The sequence below is a fragment of the Haladaptatus rarus genome (assembly GCF_054177585.1).
In genome coordinates this window covers 193,679-208,618 of record NZ_JBPEHG010000008.1, presented here as the reverse complement: position 1 = coordinate 208,618, position 14,940 = coordinate 193,679, and the positions used below count along the sequence as shown (strand labels likewise).

Annotated in this window: 23 protein-coding genes and 1 pseudogene; 14 read left to right on the top strand and 10 right to left on the bottom strand. The window is 55.8% G+C overall.

The genetic code is table 11. From position 1 onward, the window contains the following. The coding region (locus tag ACR3FE_RS17980; protein ID WP_458208790.1) for an integrase core domain-containing protein at window positions 1-110 on the top strand (110 nt) is incomplete at its 5' end. Window positions 111-450: 340 nt separating this feature from the next. Here ACR3FE_RS17980 and ACR3FE_RS17975 read toward each other — a convergent pair. The 3 genes from ACR3FE_RS17975 to ACR3FE_RS17965 all read right to left on the bottom strand — a co-directional run bounded on the left by ACR3FE_RS17975 (window position 451) and on the right by ACR3FE_RS17965 (window position 1,884). Beyond that, window positions 451-657: an SWIM zinc finger family protein gene (locus tag ACR3FE_RS17975; protein ID WP_458208785.1), complete on the bottom strand. Its 207-nt coding sequence runs from the start codon at window positions 655-657 to the stop codon at window positions 451-453. Window positions 658-950: 293 nt separating this feature from the next. Beyond that, window positions 951-1,223, bottom strand: a complete 273-nt coding sequence (locus ACR3FE_RS17970) for a DUF8156 family protein (protein ID WP_458208784.1) — start codon at window positions 1,221-1,223, stop codon at window positions 951-953. Then, complete coding sequence (locus ACR3FE_RS17965; protein ID WP_458208783.1) at window positions 1,210-1,884, bottom strand: P-loop NTPase family protein; 675 nt, start codon at window positions 1,882-1,884, stop codon at window positions 1,210-1,212. Before ACR3FE_RS17965 ends, ACR3FE_RS17970 begins: the two co-directional genes overlap by 14 nt. 118 nt (window positions 1,885-2,002) lie before the next feature. On the opposite strand from ACR3FE_RS17965, the gene ACR3FE_RS17960 reads away from it, so the two are divergent. Continuing rightward, window positions 2,003-2,206, top strand: coding sequence for a hypothetical protein (locus ACR3FE_RS17960; RefSeq protein ID WP_458208782.1), 204 nt, complete (start codon window positions 2,003-2,005; stop codon window positions 2,204-2,206). Between the two features lie 61 nt (window positions 2,207-2,267). On the opposite strand, the gene ACR3FE_RS17955 is transcribed toward ACR3FE_RS17960, so the two are convergent. Beyond that, window positions 2,268-2,699: a hypothetical protein gene (locus ACR3FE_RS17955; protein WP_458208781.1), complete on the bottom strand. Its 432-nt coding sequence runs from the start codon at window positions 2,697-2,699 to the stop codon at window positions 2,268-2,270. Window positions 2,700-2,949: 250 nt separating this feature from the next. Between ACR3FE_RS17955 and ACR3FE_RS17950 the strand changes: the two genes are divergently transcribed. Further along, entirely contained in the window at window positions 2,950-3,576 is a 627-nt protein-coding gene (locus ACR3FE_RS17950; protein ID WP_458208780.1) for a class I SAM-dependent methyltransferase, read from the top strand. A gap of 20 nt (window positions 3,577-3,596) precedes the next feature. On the opposite strand, the gene ACR3FE_RS17945 is transcribed toward ACR3FE_RS17950, so the two are convergent. Then, window positions 3,597-4,598, bottom strand: a complete 1,002-nt coding sequence (locus ACR3FE_RS17945) for a Cdc6/Cdc18 family protein (RefSeq protein ID WP_458208779.1) — start codon at window positions 4,596-4,598, stop codon at window positions 3,597-3,599. Between the two features lie 154 nt (window positions 4,599-4,752). On the opposite strand from ACR3FE_RS17945, the gene ACR3FE_RS17940 reads away from it, so the two are divergent. The 8 genes from ACR3FE_RS17940 (at window position 4,753) to ACR3FE_RS17905 (ending at window position 9,223) form a co-directional block, all read left to right on the top strand. Further along, window positions 4,753-4,929 carry a TFIIB-type zinc ribbon-containing protein gene (locus tag ACR3FE_RS17940; RefSeq protein WP_458208778.1) on the top strand — a complete coding sequence of 59 codons (177 nt, stop codon included), beginning with the start codon at window positions 4,753-4,755 and terminating at the stop codon, window positions 4,927-4,929. Window positions 4,930-5,174: 245 nt separating this feature from the next. Next, on the top strand, window positions 5,175-5,426 hold the full coding sequence (locus ACR3FE_RS17935) for an AbrB/MazE/SpoVT family DNA-binding domain-containing protein (RefSeq protein ID WP_458208777.1): 252 nt from the start codon (window positions 5,175-5,177) through the stop codon (window positions 5,424-5,426). After that, a complete protein-coding gene (locus tag ACR3FE_RS17930; RefSeq protein ID WP_458208776.1) occupies window positions 5,423-5,842 on the top strand; it encodes a PIN domain-containing protein in 420 nt (139 codons plus the stop codon). Before ACR3FE_RS17935 ends, ACR3FE_RS17930 begins: the two co-directional genes overlap by 4 nt. 137 nt (window positions 5,843-5,979) lie before the next feature. After that, entirely contained in the window at window positions 5,980-7,008 is a 1,029-nt protein-coding gene (locus tag ACR3FE_RS17925) for a transcription initiation factor IIB (RefSeq protein WP_458208775.1), read from the top strand. Next, complete coding sequence (locus ACR3FE_RS17920) at window positions 7,005-7,151, top strand: hypothetical protein (RefSeq protein WP_458208774.1); 147 nt, start codon at window positions 7,005-7,007, stop codon at window positions 7,149-7,151. Before ACR3FE_RS17925 ends, ACR3FE_RS17920 begins: the two co-directional genes overlap by 4 nt. A gap of 112 nt (window positions 7,152-7,263) precedes the next feature. Continuing rightward, a complete protein-coding gene (locus tag ACR3FE_RS17915) occupies window positions 7,264-7,566 on the top strand; it encodes an SWIM zinc finger family protein (protein WP_458208773.1) in 303 nt (100 codons plus the stop codon). A 93-nt stretch (window positions 7,567-7,659) separates the two neighbouring features. After that, window positions 7,660-8,049 (top strand): IS200/IS605 family transposase, encoded by a 390-nt coding sequence (tnpA, locus tag ACR3FE_RS17910; RefSeq protein WP_458208772.1) that lies wholly within the window; start codon window positions 7,660-7,662, stop codon window positions 8,047-8,049. 1 nt (window position 8,050) lies between these two features. Then, a complete protein-coding gene (locus tag ACR3FE_RS17905) occupies window positions 8,051-9,223 on the top strand; it encodes an RNA-guided endonuclease InsQ/TnpB family protein (protein ID WP_458208771.1) in 1,173 nt (390 codons plus the stop codon). A gap of 12 nt (window positions 9,224-9,235) precedes the next feature. Here the strand turns inward: ACR3FE_RS17905 and ACR3FE_RS17900 are convergent, their stop codons facing one another. The 5 genes from ACR3FE_RS17900 to ACR3FE_RS17880 all read right to left on the bottom strand — a co-directional run bounded on the left by ACR3FE_RS17900 (window position 9,236) and on the right by ACR3FE_RS17880 (window position 11,232). Then, entirely contained in the window at window positions 9,236-9,745 is a 510-nt protein-coding gene (locus ACR3FE_RS17900; RefSeq protein ID WP_458208769.1) for a PIN domain-containing protein, read from the bottom strand. Then, a complete protein-coding gene (locus ACR3FE_RS17895; protein WP_458208768.1) occupies window positions 9,746-10,069 on the bottom strand; it encodes a hypothetical protein in 324 nt (107 codons plus the stop codon). It lies immediately after the preceding gene. A gap of 336 nt (window positions 10,070-10,405) precedes the next feature. After that, window positions 10,406-10,594 (bottom strand): DUF8008 family protein, encoded by a 189-nt coding sequence (locus tag ACR3FE_RS17890; RefSeq protein WP_458208767.1) that lies wholly within the window; start codon window positions 10,592-10,594, stop codon window positions 10,406-10,408. Next, entirely contained in the window at window positions 10,576-10,770 is a 195-nt protein-coding gene (locus tag ACR3FE_RS17885) for a DUF8008 family protein (protein ID WP_458208766.1), read from the bottom strand. Before ACR3FE_RS17885 ends, ACR3FE_RS17890 begins: the two co-directional genes overlap by 19 nt. A gap of 30 nt (window positions 10,771-10,800) precedes the next feature. Beyond that, entirely contained in the window at window positions 10,801-11,232 is a 432-nt protein-coding gene (locus ACR3FE_RS17880; RefSeq protein WP_458208765.1) for a DHH family phosphoesterase, read from the bottom strand. A 1,204-nt stretch (window positions 11,233-12,436) separates the two neighbouring features. Between ACR3FE_RS17880 and ACR3FE_RS17875 the strand changes: the two are divergent. From ACR3FE_RS17875 to ACR3FE_RS17865, 3 genes and pseudogenes are all read left to right on the top strand, one after another. Then, window positions 12,437-12,967: pseudogene (locus ACR3FE_RS17875) on the top strand (universal stress protein); the annotation flags it as partial. A gap of 319 nt (window positions 12,968-13,286) precedes the next feature. Next, complete coding sequence (locus ACR3FE_RS17870) at window positions 13,287-13,883, top strand: dihydrofolate reductase family protein (RefSeq protein WP_458208764.1); 597 nt, start codon at window positions 13,287-13,289, stop codon at window positions 13,881-13,883. Between the two features lie 448 nt (window positions 13,884-14,331). Further along, window positions 14,332-14,844 carry a hypothetical protein gene (locus tag ACR3FE_RS17865; RefSeq protein WP_458208763.1) on the top strand — a complete coding sequence of 171 codons (513 nt, stop codon included), beginning with the start codon at window positions 14,332-14,334 and terminating at the stop codon, window positions 14,842-14,844. Window positions 14,845-14,940: the final 96 nt, after the last annotated feature.

The following is a 14,940-nucleotide window of genomic DNA, read 5'->3' as shown; positions in this document are numbered from 1 at the left end:
GTCGGCCAAGCGTCCAGCAGTGGCTTGAACAGTTTGTGCATTACTATAACCATCAACGACCGCATCAATCGCTCAACAACCGAACGCCTGTCGAGGAGGAGCTAAACTAGACAGTGCCATTTATAACGAAGCATCTATTTCGTGAAGTATTCCAATGAAGAAATAACAGAGGATTTCTACCGAGGGAGTGGTCACGACAGGAGTTCTTGATTTTTGTCGCAACCTTCGATCCGATATTGGCCATCCCCATCTGGTTACTTCTGATTCCGATAAATGCCGTTTTGCAGTCGCGAGTCGTCAAAAGTCTGGAGGAATCGTAGTTAAAACACAGTGATTCGATTTTCGATTGAATCTTAATCCCATTGTCTACATTCTCTATGAGCGTTCGCTGATCGGTTAGACCTGAATCGACAATTGGCGAGACATGAATAAAAAGAGCTGAAGCGGTGGTTAGTTCGACAGTTCTTTTCGTCCCGTTCGCACGCATGGCCAGCACGGGAAGTCACCGAGGCCATCACAGTCGCAGTCGTCTGGTTCGGCATCGTCGTCCTCGGACGGGAACGCGTCAAACGTCCCGTCGTCGGTTGCGTTTTCGACGGCGGCCATGTGTTTGCAGAAGGCGTTGCGGTGGACGTGATGCGGGCACGTGCAGGCCATCAATTCCTCGGTTATGTCGTCGATGGAGACTGTGTATTGGTGCTCTTCCGGGTTCTCATGGCTCTCGTTGGTGACGTCGGTGAGACCGGGGGCATCGACGTCGAAGGCAAATTGTTCGGTCTATGCGCGTTTCTGTGCCGTCTCGTCAGCTTCAAGTTCTGCGGGCGTTTTCGTTGACATGGTCTTTCCAGACTACCTTTTGGAAGACCGGTGCCGGGTGTCTCAGCACCCGATTCGGTCAGCGACCATCTGAGTATCCCGCCATCGGGGTAGTCGAACTTGATACCATCGCGTCATGCCTCAGCGTTTAGGTCGTCCTCTAGATGGTCGAGTCGATCTTCGAGGTCGTCGATGTACTTCTGTTGCTCGAGCAAGATCGAGACGAGTGCCGGAATCTCGACGAACTGGTGGTTCTGAATACCGCTTGCATCGGCGTGTGCTCGTGCGTCCTCGAACAGGCGGTCGAACACCTCCTGGTCAGTGCGTCGAAGCGCCCGGCGGTAGTCCGACCATCGTGATTCCATGGCGCGGAGTGCGTCGCGGTAGGTCGGATTAGTACGACCCATACGCACGCACCTCCGTTGGGGACTCTGCGCCTGCAACCGCTGGGTGACGGGCCGTTAACACGCGCTTCCAAAACGCGAGCGTCGTCTGTACCATTCCATTCTCAAGTGGATACACTAACGTCTCGTACTCGTCGCCCGAAAAGCGTGGCCCGTACGGCGTCTGTTCACAGCGGATGATATCGTCCGCGAATTCTCGAATCGGTGCTGTCAACGAATCGTCCGTGTGCTGGGTCACGAGTACAGGGACATCGAACGTCTCCGCAATCTCGCCGATGAGATCGACAGCCGCTGCAAGCATCCGCTCACCGTCGCCATGTGGGAGGTCTTCCGACCGGTAGAACCAGTCGAACGCAGGAAGGACGACAACGGCAGTGTCGTCCGCGAGTTCAGGTGCGAGATCCTGGCAGAGACTCTGATGTTGCCACGGCGTGAATGCACGCGCAATTCGGATGCGGTCGAGAACACGCATCGACGGTGCGATCCGAGAGAGTGGCTGGGTCGTCCCGTCGCCGTGGGCGTCCACCCAGACGGCCGAACCACCTTCGAGGAGCAACTGGTCAAGGACGAGCGACTGTAACGCGCCGGTCGCTCGCTCGGCCGTCTCAAGCAGTGTGATTCCACTGTCGAGCGTTGGGAGTTCTGGTTGGTCGTGGCGCATCATCACAAGTTAACATATCGACGGAACAGCACATAGGCAAGACAGGGTCGTTTCCAATCCTTCCGAAAGAAACGATCAGCGAAGCCGGTAGGGGCGCGCTCGATTTTTTCCTTCGGCGATTATGATCCGGCGTAATCTCGGCGGTGCCTGCCTAGTCGGCACGTCGTACCGCGTTTCTGAGTATACCAATGGTGATTCGTGCATCTCCGGCGACAGCATCAGCAATCAGGGTCAGGTGTTCGTTTCCGATAGCGTGTTCCGAAAGTTCCACCGAGAGCGCTTCGAGAACCGCGACGAGTTCGTCACCGTGATCCTGGAGAGCTGACGCGGTTGTTCGAACAAGCCCCACTCGAGAATTTCTGGGTCGAAGTCGATAGACTGCATCATCAGCTATCAGTATCGGTGTCACCGTCTCGGCCATCTGAGTCCGTATCGCCATCGTCACCATCAGTATCTGAATCACCATCGTCGCCGTCAGAATCCGAGTCCGAATCGCCATCATCACTGTCGGAGTCGGTGGCTAAATCGCTAGCTGCAGTCGGTGCTGGCTCGGAGTCGCCAGTAGTTGTTGGTGGTGACGGCGATTGCTTTCCGAGGTCTGCATCGAGTCGGTAGAGAATGATTGGTGGAACGATGTACGACGCGATTGCGAGGAGTGCAAAAAGGCGATTGATGAAGATCAGCAAGCCAAACGCGGTGAGTGCGGCTGCTGATGCCGCATGAGCTGCAGTGTGGGTGTATTCTCGATAGTACTGCCAGAAGCCGCGGAGCCACTGTGTCGCAGCTGCTGTTTGCTGTGGGGCGATAGTAGAAGACATGTGTCTGTAGTCGGGTCGCAGCAAGAAGAACCCGTAGGTGTCGTGAATGATTGATGACCTATCTAACCGACCGAATTACGCCGAATATGGTTATTTGGGCAGTGTGTAGAGGCCAATCGGTGTCCAGAGGGCAATTGTAGACGGGCTTGTCAAAGGTGATTCGGAGGAACCGAATGAGACGTAAAGGAACACACTAAGTTCGACCCGTCGGGCGAGGAGACTATGGGCGTCCAGGCCGTTGGTTTCGACGATGAACTCGCCTGACGACGGGTTCGATGTGGCGTACGCCGGAACGCCGCCGTGGGATATCGGTCGCCCTCAGTCGGCAGTTCGCTCACTGTTCGAGACGCGGTCGTTTGAAGGATCGATCCTCGATATCGGGTGCGGAACGGGCGAGAACGCACTCTTCCTCGCCGACCGCAGATACTCGGTTCGCGGAATCGACGCGTCCCCCCGAGCCATCGAGAAAGCGCGGACGAAGGCACAAATGCGTGACGTATCGGGGTGCGTGTGTTTCCAGATCCAGAATGCGCTTTCGCTCGATGACCTCGACGAGGAGTTCGGCGTCACTCTCGACTGCGGCCTGTTTCACGTCTTCGACGACGAGGCCCGACGAACCTACGTCGCGTCGTTAGGTACCGTCGTGACACCGGGTGGGCACGTCGTTATTCTCTGTTTCAGCGACCGAGAGCCGGGCGAGTGGGGTCCACGGCGAATCAGCGAACACGAACTTCGCACGGCGTTTGCCGACGGCTGGACTGTTGAGGCGATTGACCCGGCTCAGTTCGAAGTCAATGCCGGACAAGAGGGAATCGCCCCGTCGAATAGCGATAGCGTCGAAGCATGGCTTGCCGTCATTCGACGATCCAAGGACTGAATGAACAGTAGAAGAATTAGCTAGCGGAGTCGATAGGTGCGCGCGCGATTCTTGCCCTCGGCGATAACCAGCCGATAGTGCTCCATTTTCTGCAGATGATTTCTGACGGTGCGATTCGTCTTTGGATCGTCGACCCGTCCCTGATACAACTCGTACAGCTCCCCAGGATTGAGTTCGCCTTCCTCGTCTAAAATCTCATAGAGGGCACGCTGATGGGTGTTGAGTTGGTCGATGGTTTTCTGCCGGACTTCGTGGCGACCATCGGGAACTGCTTCGTGGACGGTATCGGTCGTAATCTGGTCGGTGCCCGACTGGTCGGCACGACGTGCTGCGTTTCTGAGAATGCCGATGGCGACCCGTGCATCGCCCGCTGCGGCATCGGCAATCAGGGCCAGTTGTTCGTTTCCAATAGCGTGTTCCGATAGTCCCCACCGAGCGCGAGCCTGAAGGATCGCCACGAGTTCGTCGAGGTGGTACTTCTCGAAGGGGATACGAACACACGTCTGTAAGCGACTGGTCAGACGGCTGTCGAGCTGGCTGAACAATGGTTCCTCGCGATTGGCGATGAGGATCATCGAGATGTTCCGCATCCGGTAGAGGTCATAGAGGACGCTTTTGTCTTCGAGTTGGTCGACTTCATCGAGGATAACAACGAACTGCGGGCCATCGTATCCCTGGAGGCGGTCGAGTAGTTCGTCTTTCGGCGTGGAACGGCGGTGGATATCGACCGTCTTGCCGATACCCTCCAGAATGCGGTAGAGCACCTGAAAGCGCGTGTGATCCTGCCAGCAGTTGACGTACTGCGTGTTGATATCGAGGACGTTCTCGCGCAGCCGTTCGACGGTGTAGTTGGCGATGCAGGTTTTCCCCACGCCGGACGGCCCGAGTAGGAGTGAGGTTTCTCCAGTTTCGCCGTCCATGATGGGTTTGAGCGTGTTCGAGAGGGCGTTGACCTCTGGGTTTCGATGCTCGACCTCGTCAGGGATGAACTGGGGTTGTAAGACGCGAGCATCGTGGATCATGTTGGTGGTGTCTATTCTGGCCGACATAATAAACGGAAGTGGGCGGTTTCCGATTCTTCCGATACGCCTAGGCAGCAGTACAGCACGTCGTTTTTCTGCCCCCTGACGGGTGCGGGGCGCTCGAACCAGAGCGTCTCGCTGATCGGTGATTCCGATGATACGCAGCAACACCTATGCAAGCGGCTTCGACGAAGACGTACCGAGTGAGACGACCAATCCGTGTCCCGACTGCGGCGGTCGAGTCACGACCACTATTCAGGAAACCATCTGCGAGGACTGTGGCCTCGTCATCGACGACCACCGAACCAATCACAGGCCGGAATTCGCATGAAAGACCTTCTGATGCAACTCACTGGCCGGTCGCACAGCACTGTCATTGCTGAGTGTCGGCAGTCTGGAACCCCGGTCGAGGTCGAAACTAACGAGTGTCCGGAATGTGATCATGAGGGATCGCAGTTTATCGATTCGTGAGGCGAGAGTCGTTGGTATCGGATGAACCATAGTCAGAGGATAGTATAGGAGTATGCGAAACAGATATACGCATTACAAACTGAAATATTGTAAGGAGCAATAACGATGTCGTACGAAGCAACAATCACCAGCAAGGGACAAATCACCATCCCGAAGAAAGTTCGAGAGCGACTCCAGCTCACAGAAGGGCAGAAGGTTCTCTTTCGGTTCGATGAGGACGGTGGAGTCCGAATGATCGGCGTCCCAAATGACCCGATGGACCGTCTCGAAACTGCCCGGAAACGTGCCGCTCCACTTGAACTCGACGCAGCAGAGTTGTTAGAGCGTGAACGTCGCGAGTGGAGCAGACACGCGTGATCTATCTCGACTCGTGGGTCTGGCTCGAGTATGGTCTTGATGGGGCATTATCGGATATCGCCGAAGAGACGATTCGCGATGCGCGGGACACTGGTGGCATCGTTTCAACGATCACCTTGACAGAGGTTGATTATATCCTCAACCGCGAGGTTAGCAGTGAAACTGCAGACCTTGTAACGAGTGCTATCGAGGATTTCGAGCAGATACACGTCATTCCTGTCACGAGTGAAATCGCAGTATACGCATCACGGCTCCGCACGAAATACTACCAACGTCGGGAGCGTGAACTGTCTTATGCAGACGCAATTCACCTCGCAACAGCTGTTCTCACCGACTGTGAAACCCTTCATACGGGAGATAGCGATTTCGAAGATCTAGACGAACTCGCAACAGTTGTTCATCACCCATCTAACTAGACGGTACTCGCGGCGAATCAGTATATCCAGGTATTGATTTTCGACAGACCATGAACGGTTGTAATATTGAGTGAGAGACACGTGTCTCGACCACTCGGAAGACGAATTCGGCGAGGAGGAGATTACTGATTGCACGTGTGGGACTACCCACAATCCTGTTTTTCTGCCCCCTGACGGGTGCGGGGCGCTCGAAACAGGGCGTCTCGCTGATCGGTGATTTCGATGGCAATCAGAGACAGCTACGACTATCGCTTCGACGAAGACGTACCGAACGAGACGACCAACCAGTGTCCGAATGCAACGGGCGAGTGCGTACGAACGCGCGAGAAACGATCTGCGATGACTGTGGCCTCGTCATCGACGAACAGCAGATCGACCACGGCCCTGAATGGTACAGCGGCGATGAGGAGACGAACCGAAAACGGACGGGGAACCCACGCACACCGACGTATCACGATTATGGTCTGACGACCGCACTTTATGGACGAACGGATAGCAACGGAAACACCCTGCCAGAAACGAAACGACGGCAATTTCGTCGTCTTCGAACCCAGCACTGGCGGGCAAGTTGGGGAACGAAGGCGAATCGAAATCTCGGCCATGGATTCACGGAGATTCGCAGGCTGGTGAGTGCCCTCAGCATGTCGACAACGGTGCGTGACCAGGCCTGTACGCTCTTTCGAACCGCACAGGACCACGACCTCCTCCGTGGGCGGTCGGTCGAGTCGGTCGCAGCGGCGAGCGTGTACGCGACGATTCGCTGTCTCGGTCAGCCCCGGACACTTGCGGACCTTGCCGAGTATTCACCGAACGACGAAGCGACGCTTCGAGGAGCGTATCGCGTACTGAATGCCGAACTTGACCTTCCTGCCCAACCACCCCGTCCACAGTCGTACGTCGCGAAGGTGGCGTCTGCCCTTGCCATCCCAACCGACGTCGAGCATCGTGCCAAATACATGGCAAAGCGGGCTACAGAAACAGCTCTTGTCACTGGCTGTAACCCGGCAGGTGTGGCAGCTGGCTGTCTGGCTATCGTAACAGACGAACACGATATCGACGTGCTGCAGACTGAACTCGCCACTGTCGCGGATGTTTCGACCGAGACAGTTCGTGCCCAGCGGGATCGAATTCGAAACGAACTCAAAGTGACCGAGGTGGTTGCGTGAAAGACCTCCTAGAGCGGCTTGTTGGACGGACTCGAAGCACCGTCATCGCCGAATGTCGCCAGTGTGGAACGCCGGTCGAGGTCGATGCGACCGACTGTCCTCGATGCGGGCACGATGGAATCGCTATCTATCGATTCGACTGAGGGTTTATCTGCGTTCGATCTCCGAGACAACGTGTCCATTCGTCCGCCCACCGGGACCGTTTTTTATCCCCCGAAAGGGTGCGGGGCCCACTGCGTGCCCCGTGGAGTCAGCATGCCCAGCCACGACCACGTTCTGTCCCAACTGACGTTCACCAGCCGAGTCGCAAAGCGCGCCCAGTACGAAGCCCTCGAGTTTACCATCGTCCCCGAGGGTGTCCTTGTTCGTAACGCAAGTCACGCGAATCCTGCCGAGCACGAGTATCTCGTTACGGTTCGGGATGGCGTGCCAGTCGCCTGTGAGTGCCCTGCGGACGACCGCTACGACGGCGCGTGCAAACATCGGGTCGGCGTCGCAATCCGAACGCCGATTTTACAGAAATCGAGGAGAAAGCCCACGACTGAAGTCGTGGGATGAATCCAACCACTCCGACACAATCCATCCTCAATAGCACGGCGTAGGGTTGATAGAATCACCACATCTAATAGTGAACGGTATCTATCTACGACCATGCCACGCGGGTATAGTCGAGAACGAACGTCGGTTCACAACCTCCACTACCACTTCATCTGGTGTCCGAAGTACCGCAAATCGGTGTTGACGGACGAGGTTGCCGACCGCCTCGAACAACTCATCGAGGAGAAGGCCGACGAACTTGAACTTGAAATACTTCGACTGGCAATCCAGCCCGACCACGTACACCTGTTCATCACGGGCAACCCAAAACTCGCCCCGAACAAAATCATGCAACAGGTCAAGGGCTACACCTCTCGCACACTCCGCGACGAGTTTGACTTTGGACTCCCCTCACTGTGGACACGTTCGTACTTCGTCTCCTCAGCGGGAGAGGTATCGAATCAGGCCATCGAAGAATACATCGAATCACAGACGGGACAGTAGGATGGAACGTGAAGTCACCACGACGGTACGGATCAAACTCCACTCGCTCACCGAGCGGAAAGTCCGTCTTGTCGAACGCGAATACACCGCGTTCCAAGATGCCGTTCACGGTGACGATGAAGCGAACCTCTACTCCGCCACCAACCAACAGGCGGGCAAAGTCCGCTCGAACAAGAATCCACGAGAGGACACCGAGCAACCCGTCGTTCTCCGCAACGACTGCATCACCATCGAACACGACGATGATACTGTCCTCTCGTCGTGGTGGTTCAAACTCCCCGTCTACAACCCCGAGAAAGAACGGGGTGATAGCATCTGGGTTCCCGCCCGCGTCCCTGAGAAAGACACACATCTACTCACCGACGAGTGTATCCGCGACTCGGAACTTGTTCACCAAGATGGTGAGTGGTACGTCCACCTCGTCTGCAAACGGTCTGTGGCCATCGCAGACGATTACGATGACGTTCTCGCCGTCGATATGGGTGCGAAGTGGATAGCAGTCAGTACGTTCCTCTCCGACCGCAACACACAGTTCCACGGCGCAGAAGTTCGTCGTGTCCGCGAACACTACAAGCAACTCCGAAAGTCCATTGGGAAGGCAAAGGTTCGTTCAGGGGCACAGGTCATCGAACGTCTCGGAGACAAGGAATCCCGAACGGTCGAACACGAGTTGCATCAGGTAGCGAACGCCCTCGTTGCCCGCGCTCGTGAACGCAACGCCGTTATCGTGTTCGGTGATATGACGGGATTGCGCTTCGACAATAACAAAGGGCGGTACGTGAACGACAAGACCCATAAAATGCCGTATGCGAAGTTGGCGAATATCCTCACCTACAAGGCTCATCTCGACGGGCGGGAGTGTATTCCTGTGAACGAGTACGACACGTCTGTGACGTGTTGGCGGTGCGGGTCAAAGAACACGAATCGTGAGGTACAGGGTCGGTTGGAGTGTGGCGATTGTGGATTGGAGGATAACGCTGACAAGAATGGTGCATCAAATATTGCGAAACGAGCCGTTGGTAAGAACATTCAGAGTCCGCTATCGACGGTGGGGGCTGTTGTGGCTCAGCCCGAAACGCAGGTCGTACTCAACGGAACCAGCGGTGAGATGGAACCTGCGAACTCCCCAGACGACGTGGGCCTAACCCTCAGTGAGGGAAGCCCACGACTTTAGTCGTGGGAGAAGTCACTGGCTATTCAAGACGGCTTTAGCACGTTGTACATAGGTGTTCTTCGACCAACTTCGTGCCGTACTCATTTCATCGAGTAACGACTCCGCATCAGCTGGTGATACAATCTCGTTTCGCACGAGAGCAACAAGCAGCATCGGCGTGGTCACAAGCCGAGTATCAACGAGTGACGCATGGATGAGGGCAAGCCGATTGAACTCGTCACACAGAAATTGCGTCGCGTTGAGTTCGTTCGTGAGAGTCACTGCGGCGTTCTCGCCATCGTCTAGTGGGAATGATTCATCGAGGTCAACAGCTCGTTCGTCGAAGTCCTCCCGTCGATCGAGAACCTGTTTTGCGCCGTGTCCCGACACATCATCATACGCTGCTGTCTCCTCTAACTCATCGAAAACCAGCGTTGGAACGATGATCGTGTGGGTAGCAAGGAGATGGTCGAGTGGGTTCCACGTGTGGTCGGCGACCGTGCCGAGGCTCACAAGAGCAGATGTGTCTGCGACAACCTGCATCTACGAATCAGCTAGCTCCTCAGCAGTCTCGTCAATGAATTCGTCCTCGAGCTGCTCTTTGAGAATACGGAAGTTGGCGGCTTCTTCGTGACCAACAAGTTCTTTCAACTGTGTAAAAGTAATATCGTCACTGTAGAATGCTTCTGCGATTTCCTGTTTGAGTTCATCGTTGTGCGCGGCATCCCGGAGATAGTCCCGAAGTGCCGAGAGAATGACTGTCGTCCGATCTGTCTCCAAGACTGTGGCGAGCGTATCCGTTTGCTGGACGAGCCGCTCGGGAGCACGGAATTGAACGCGCTTTTTCTCGCCTGTCTCCGAGGTCATGTGTGTACATTGTGAGCCGGACAGGAAAACTTTGTTGCTGCATTCCCTCACGGGAGTCTCGCGTATCGGTCGTCCCGACCACAGGAGCGGTGGCCAGTAGAACCTCTCCCCCTCCCGCTGGTTTGTCGCCGATAGATGCCGATACAACTGCCGTACTCACGAGTAGCCGTCCCACGCCAGCCCTGAACTGTGTCACTTCGGGACGTCCAAATCCGCGGTTGTGTGGGGTTTCGTGTTAGGGTCGTGTCCCTCTCGGGTGTGTTTTCGTCCCGGCCACGCTACTCTCCGGCAACCCCGTCTGTGGTCGGACTGTCGTCCGTGTTGTTGCTCGTAACCTCACCGGGAAGCATCCACGTCGGCTTTCAACACGAGACGCGTCTCTTGATAGCTCAAGCCGTCTTTAGATCGCTGGCGCTTGATTTTCCCGAGGCGGTTCTTCGAGAGTTCGTGCATCGCATCCATCGTCCGGCGAGCGAGTTCCTGAGAGTACTTTTTCTCACGCCGGATTATTTCAGGCGAATCCATTCAGTGAGGTCTGAGGCGTCTAAGTAGGCCCGGATCTCGCCACTTCCCCTCGACCAGAGTGAATACCGACCGGCCTCATCGCGTTCACGCCACGCTTTCCCCGCGAGTTCGTCGGGTTTACGATTCGTGACGGAGGCGAGCATCTCGTCGTCATAGCGGGCCAGTCGCTGGAACAACTGTACCGTTCACGCACCGACCGCCCGGAGTCAGGAGTAGGGGTTGTCGTGTCCCGTGGCCTCGAAGAAGCGCTTTTCGATGAGATTGCCGGCGATCCGGATTAAGTCGTCCTCGTCTTCGGAGACGTCCCCAAAAATCCCGAGCGGGAGTTGGGCAGCAGCCATCTCGTCGTGGCCACCGGCGCTTCCGACGTCGCTGAACATCTCCTCGAGCAGCTCCGCGAGCTGGACGCGTGGATCTGTCGACCGTGCGCTGACGTGAATCTCTATCCCGTTGATTCCGAATACAACGACGGTTTCGATTCCCTCGAGCTGGAGCAGGTAGTCGGTGGCCTGCGGGACGGCGTCACGTTCGGTGATCCGACCGACGTTTGCGACTAGGTATGACGAGCGGACCGTCCGGGTGTTTATTGCCGTTCCGAGGGCATCGAGTGTGATTTCGGAGACCGGCGGCTTGGCCATCTTTCGGAGCTACTCCATGTCCGTTAACGGTTAGGGGTACTGCGCCTGGGCGTGCGTGTTCGACGACACCCTCCGGAGGTAACCGTCGGTGTCCTGCCGAGTATGATAACTGACAGCAACCATATTAAAACCATCCTTCACGATTCTCGTCCGAGTCACCCAGGGCCTGCATAACCCCATCGAGCGATAGGAACTCGCTTACAATTACGTTTCTCATGAGAATTCTCTATTGTTATTCTCGGACTTCAGTATTCAATAGACCATTCCTGCATATGATCAGAATGGGCCGCTAACATTTATAAGAAATCAAATAAACACAGTTTCAATTAAATTAAATATTTAGGTTGTCAAACTTTGGCTATCTTAGATATTTCTAAAACGCTCCCACGTTCCTATACACGATTAACAGAGGTGGCCAGTGTATCCATCGACATCGTATGGTTTGACGAGGGTTCCTGCACCACATCGTTCACATCTCATTGTTTCTTTTCCTGTTCGTTCGATCCCGAATGCGCTTCGGAGAATCTTGTCTCTTAAACCGAAGCCGTTGGCCTGCTGAATTCTTATCACCAGCCATGACTTCTGGATTAGGTTATGTGGCATCGTGGTGCTCTTAGTGGACATAGTTTACTGTGTTGTGACAGACCCATCTCAACAAAGAGAACCTTCACAACAAGGGAGCAGTATAACCACACTACTTCCTGAGGTGAAGGCGCAAGGATTGACTCTCAACAAAGCTTGTATTTGTCCAAGTTGAGTTTAGGCCCCTCTATTGTTAATGGTTGTGGCATATGGTAGCACACCCTATATTTTCACCCTGGCTGAAGGTACAACCATGCACAATACTCTCTGTCTGCAGTTTCTAGGTGCAGCAAAGGTGGTAGAGGTCGTTGCTGGGCGGGCGAACAACAGCGTGTGGTGGCCGGGTTCTGGGCTACGGTGGGTTTGGCTGGGATCAGTGTGTTCGTGGTCGTAGATGACGCCCGTGAGCGTGCGTTTGGTGGTCGTGACCTGGATCGGGTCGGTTGCTTCGAGGGCGAGGATTGTCTCTGTGCTCGGGGCGGGGTCGATCATTGGCCTCACCCCTCGATGGGTGTGACAAACGGGGCTTTGCATGTTGGTGGATAGTTGGCGGATGCTGCGGCTCTCGGACGGGACACTTTTATCCCGCGTAGTTGTCCAACGCTCGCGGCCGTGGCACGACGCTGACGCCGTCGTGATGGGGTACGGCGGGACGCGATTCGTCGGGGGACGCATCGAAACGGCCATCGACGAACTGACCCAAGATCTGCCCTGTGACTTCCTCGTGTTGGACGGCCAGGACCTGTCGCTCTCCGACGTGCTCGTTCCCACGGCCGGCGGTGGATCGTCGGCCCTCTCCGCGGAGGTGGCCAGTGCGTTACGGGAAACCGTCGGCGTGACCGTCTCCCTCCTGCACGTCGTTGCCGCTGGTGAGGAGGCGGCCGGCCGTGAGTTCCTTCAGGAGTGGGCGGCCGACCACGAGCTGGCTGACGCCGAGTTGCACATCGAGACGGGAGACGTGGAATCCGTGATCGGGCAGCTGAGCGAGGAGTACGACCTCGTACTCATCGGGGCGACGGACCAGGGACTGTTGTCGCGAATCGTCCGCGACTCGCTCGCATTCGACATCATCGACTCGCTCGAGACCCCGGTCCTGTTGGCCGAACGACCGACCCGCCGCTCGCTAAAACAGCGACTGTTCGGACGTCACTAATCTCGAACTCACCTGTCTCTGACGACCGAACCGGCCTGCTTCGAGCTCTAACCGGTGACCGATACGCGCTCTGTATCCTGCAGCGACTCAACGAACTACCGAGCTGCTGTCACAAACGGCGTGCTGAATACAGAGGTCGTATCCAACACCGTCGAAAAAGGCCAACCGAGCGATAACTACAGGCAAGAGTGATACTAGGACGTTTCTATCTCGGAAGGTGCTACAAAAGAGAGGGGATTCTGACCAATCTCCAGTTAGCTGATCAACTCAAGGGTCTTCTCTCTTCGCACCATATCTACATGCAAGCGAGGTACCAAACATGAGGAACCTTAACGTCATATCGTTCCTGACGCTCGACGGCGTGATGCAGGCGCCGGGCGGTCCCAACGAGGACCGCGAGGGCGGGTTCGAGCACGGTGGCTGGCAGGTGCCGTACTTCGACGACGAGGACCCGATAGTCGCCGATTGGATCGCCGCCGCGGACGCGCTCGTGCTCGGCCGGAAGACGTACGAGATCTTCGCGTCGTACTGGCCGACCGCGAGCGAAGATAGTCCTTTCACCGAGCGGATGAACACCATCGACAAGTACGTGGCCTCGCGGGCATTAGACGCGGTCGACTGGCAGAACTCGACGCTCCTCAAGGATGACGTGGCCGACGCGGTCAACGAATTGAAACAGGAGTCCGGCGGTGACCTCCTAGTCTTCGGCAGCGGGGAGCTGGTCCAGACGCTCATGGCCGACGGCCTCGTCGACGAGTACCAGCTCATGGTCCACCCGCTGGTCCTCGGAACCGGCAAGCGGCTCTTCCGAGAGGGCGGGGCGAGGGCCGACCTTGAACTCGCCGACATGTCGACGACCGGTAACGGTGTCGTGATCCTCCATTATCGCGATATTCATGGGGTCGCCCAGGATTGAGCCGAGCGGGACGTGCCCAGAGCCGCCGAACATCGCGAAGCGTAGCTGCAGGCGTGCCGGGATCGACGCTCGCGATGCGTCCTCGGCCACCTCGATGCCGTTCGGGTGATCGCTGCTCCTACAGCGAATGACCGAACGTCGAGATTAAAAATCAGGCATTATCTAGAACGACCGTCCAACTTCCATCACTTTCGCTCGTCTCCGGAAACCAAATTGGTATGTCTACACGGCCAGCTCACGAAGCCGAAAGCAACGATAACTAAGCGTGCCTATCTACCGCCCAATTCGCTACCAGCAGCCGTGCAAGATACGTGCTTTGTATTCAGCGCGAGTGCGATGACCTCCCCAGTCGCTGGCAGAAGTGCCGTGCTGCATAGAGAGGATGTACTTACCACGACGAGTTATAATTATCAAGAACGTATTTACTGTTCAAAAATAAAACACCACCATGAATAGACGTCGGCTACTGGTTCACGGAACTGCCTTCCTCTCTCCCCTTCTCGCTGGCTGTTCGATCAACAAATCCACTGATGAAATCAAAACATTTCGCGTCGAATCGTCAATCAAGCCCCTCGAAACTACGGAAAAATATGTTCAAGGGCAACCCGACCTCAGTGAAATAACTCTATGGGCGAAATTACTGCCCACTGCAAAGAGTGCACGCCAAAATCTCTATCTCTCGCGCTTGCAGAGTGACGATGCTCATCGTATCACGACTGAATATAAGGACGCAGTCTGGGTTGTCCTCGTTGCGGTTCTCCCAAACGGCCAATTCTTCAACCCAGGGAGACCTGCCCTGCAAGATGGTACTCTCATCTACCCAAACCCTGAGCGAACTGGATCGATCACCGATGCCGATGATCTCAGATACGTGTATATCTACGAAAAGATACTCCGAACGATTCCGTTCACGGATCTCCCATCCGACGTGACGGTCTCAATCCCAGAGGATGAATCATAAACACGTAAAGAGTCCGTGGGGAACGGATGATTCATACGCATCACGAACTCAACGGTCAGCGAGTGTTGAGTGAAAGATACGCGCCCTATATCTTGC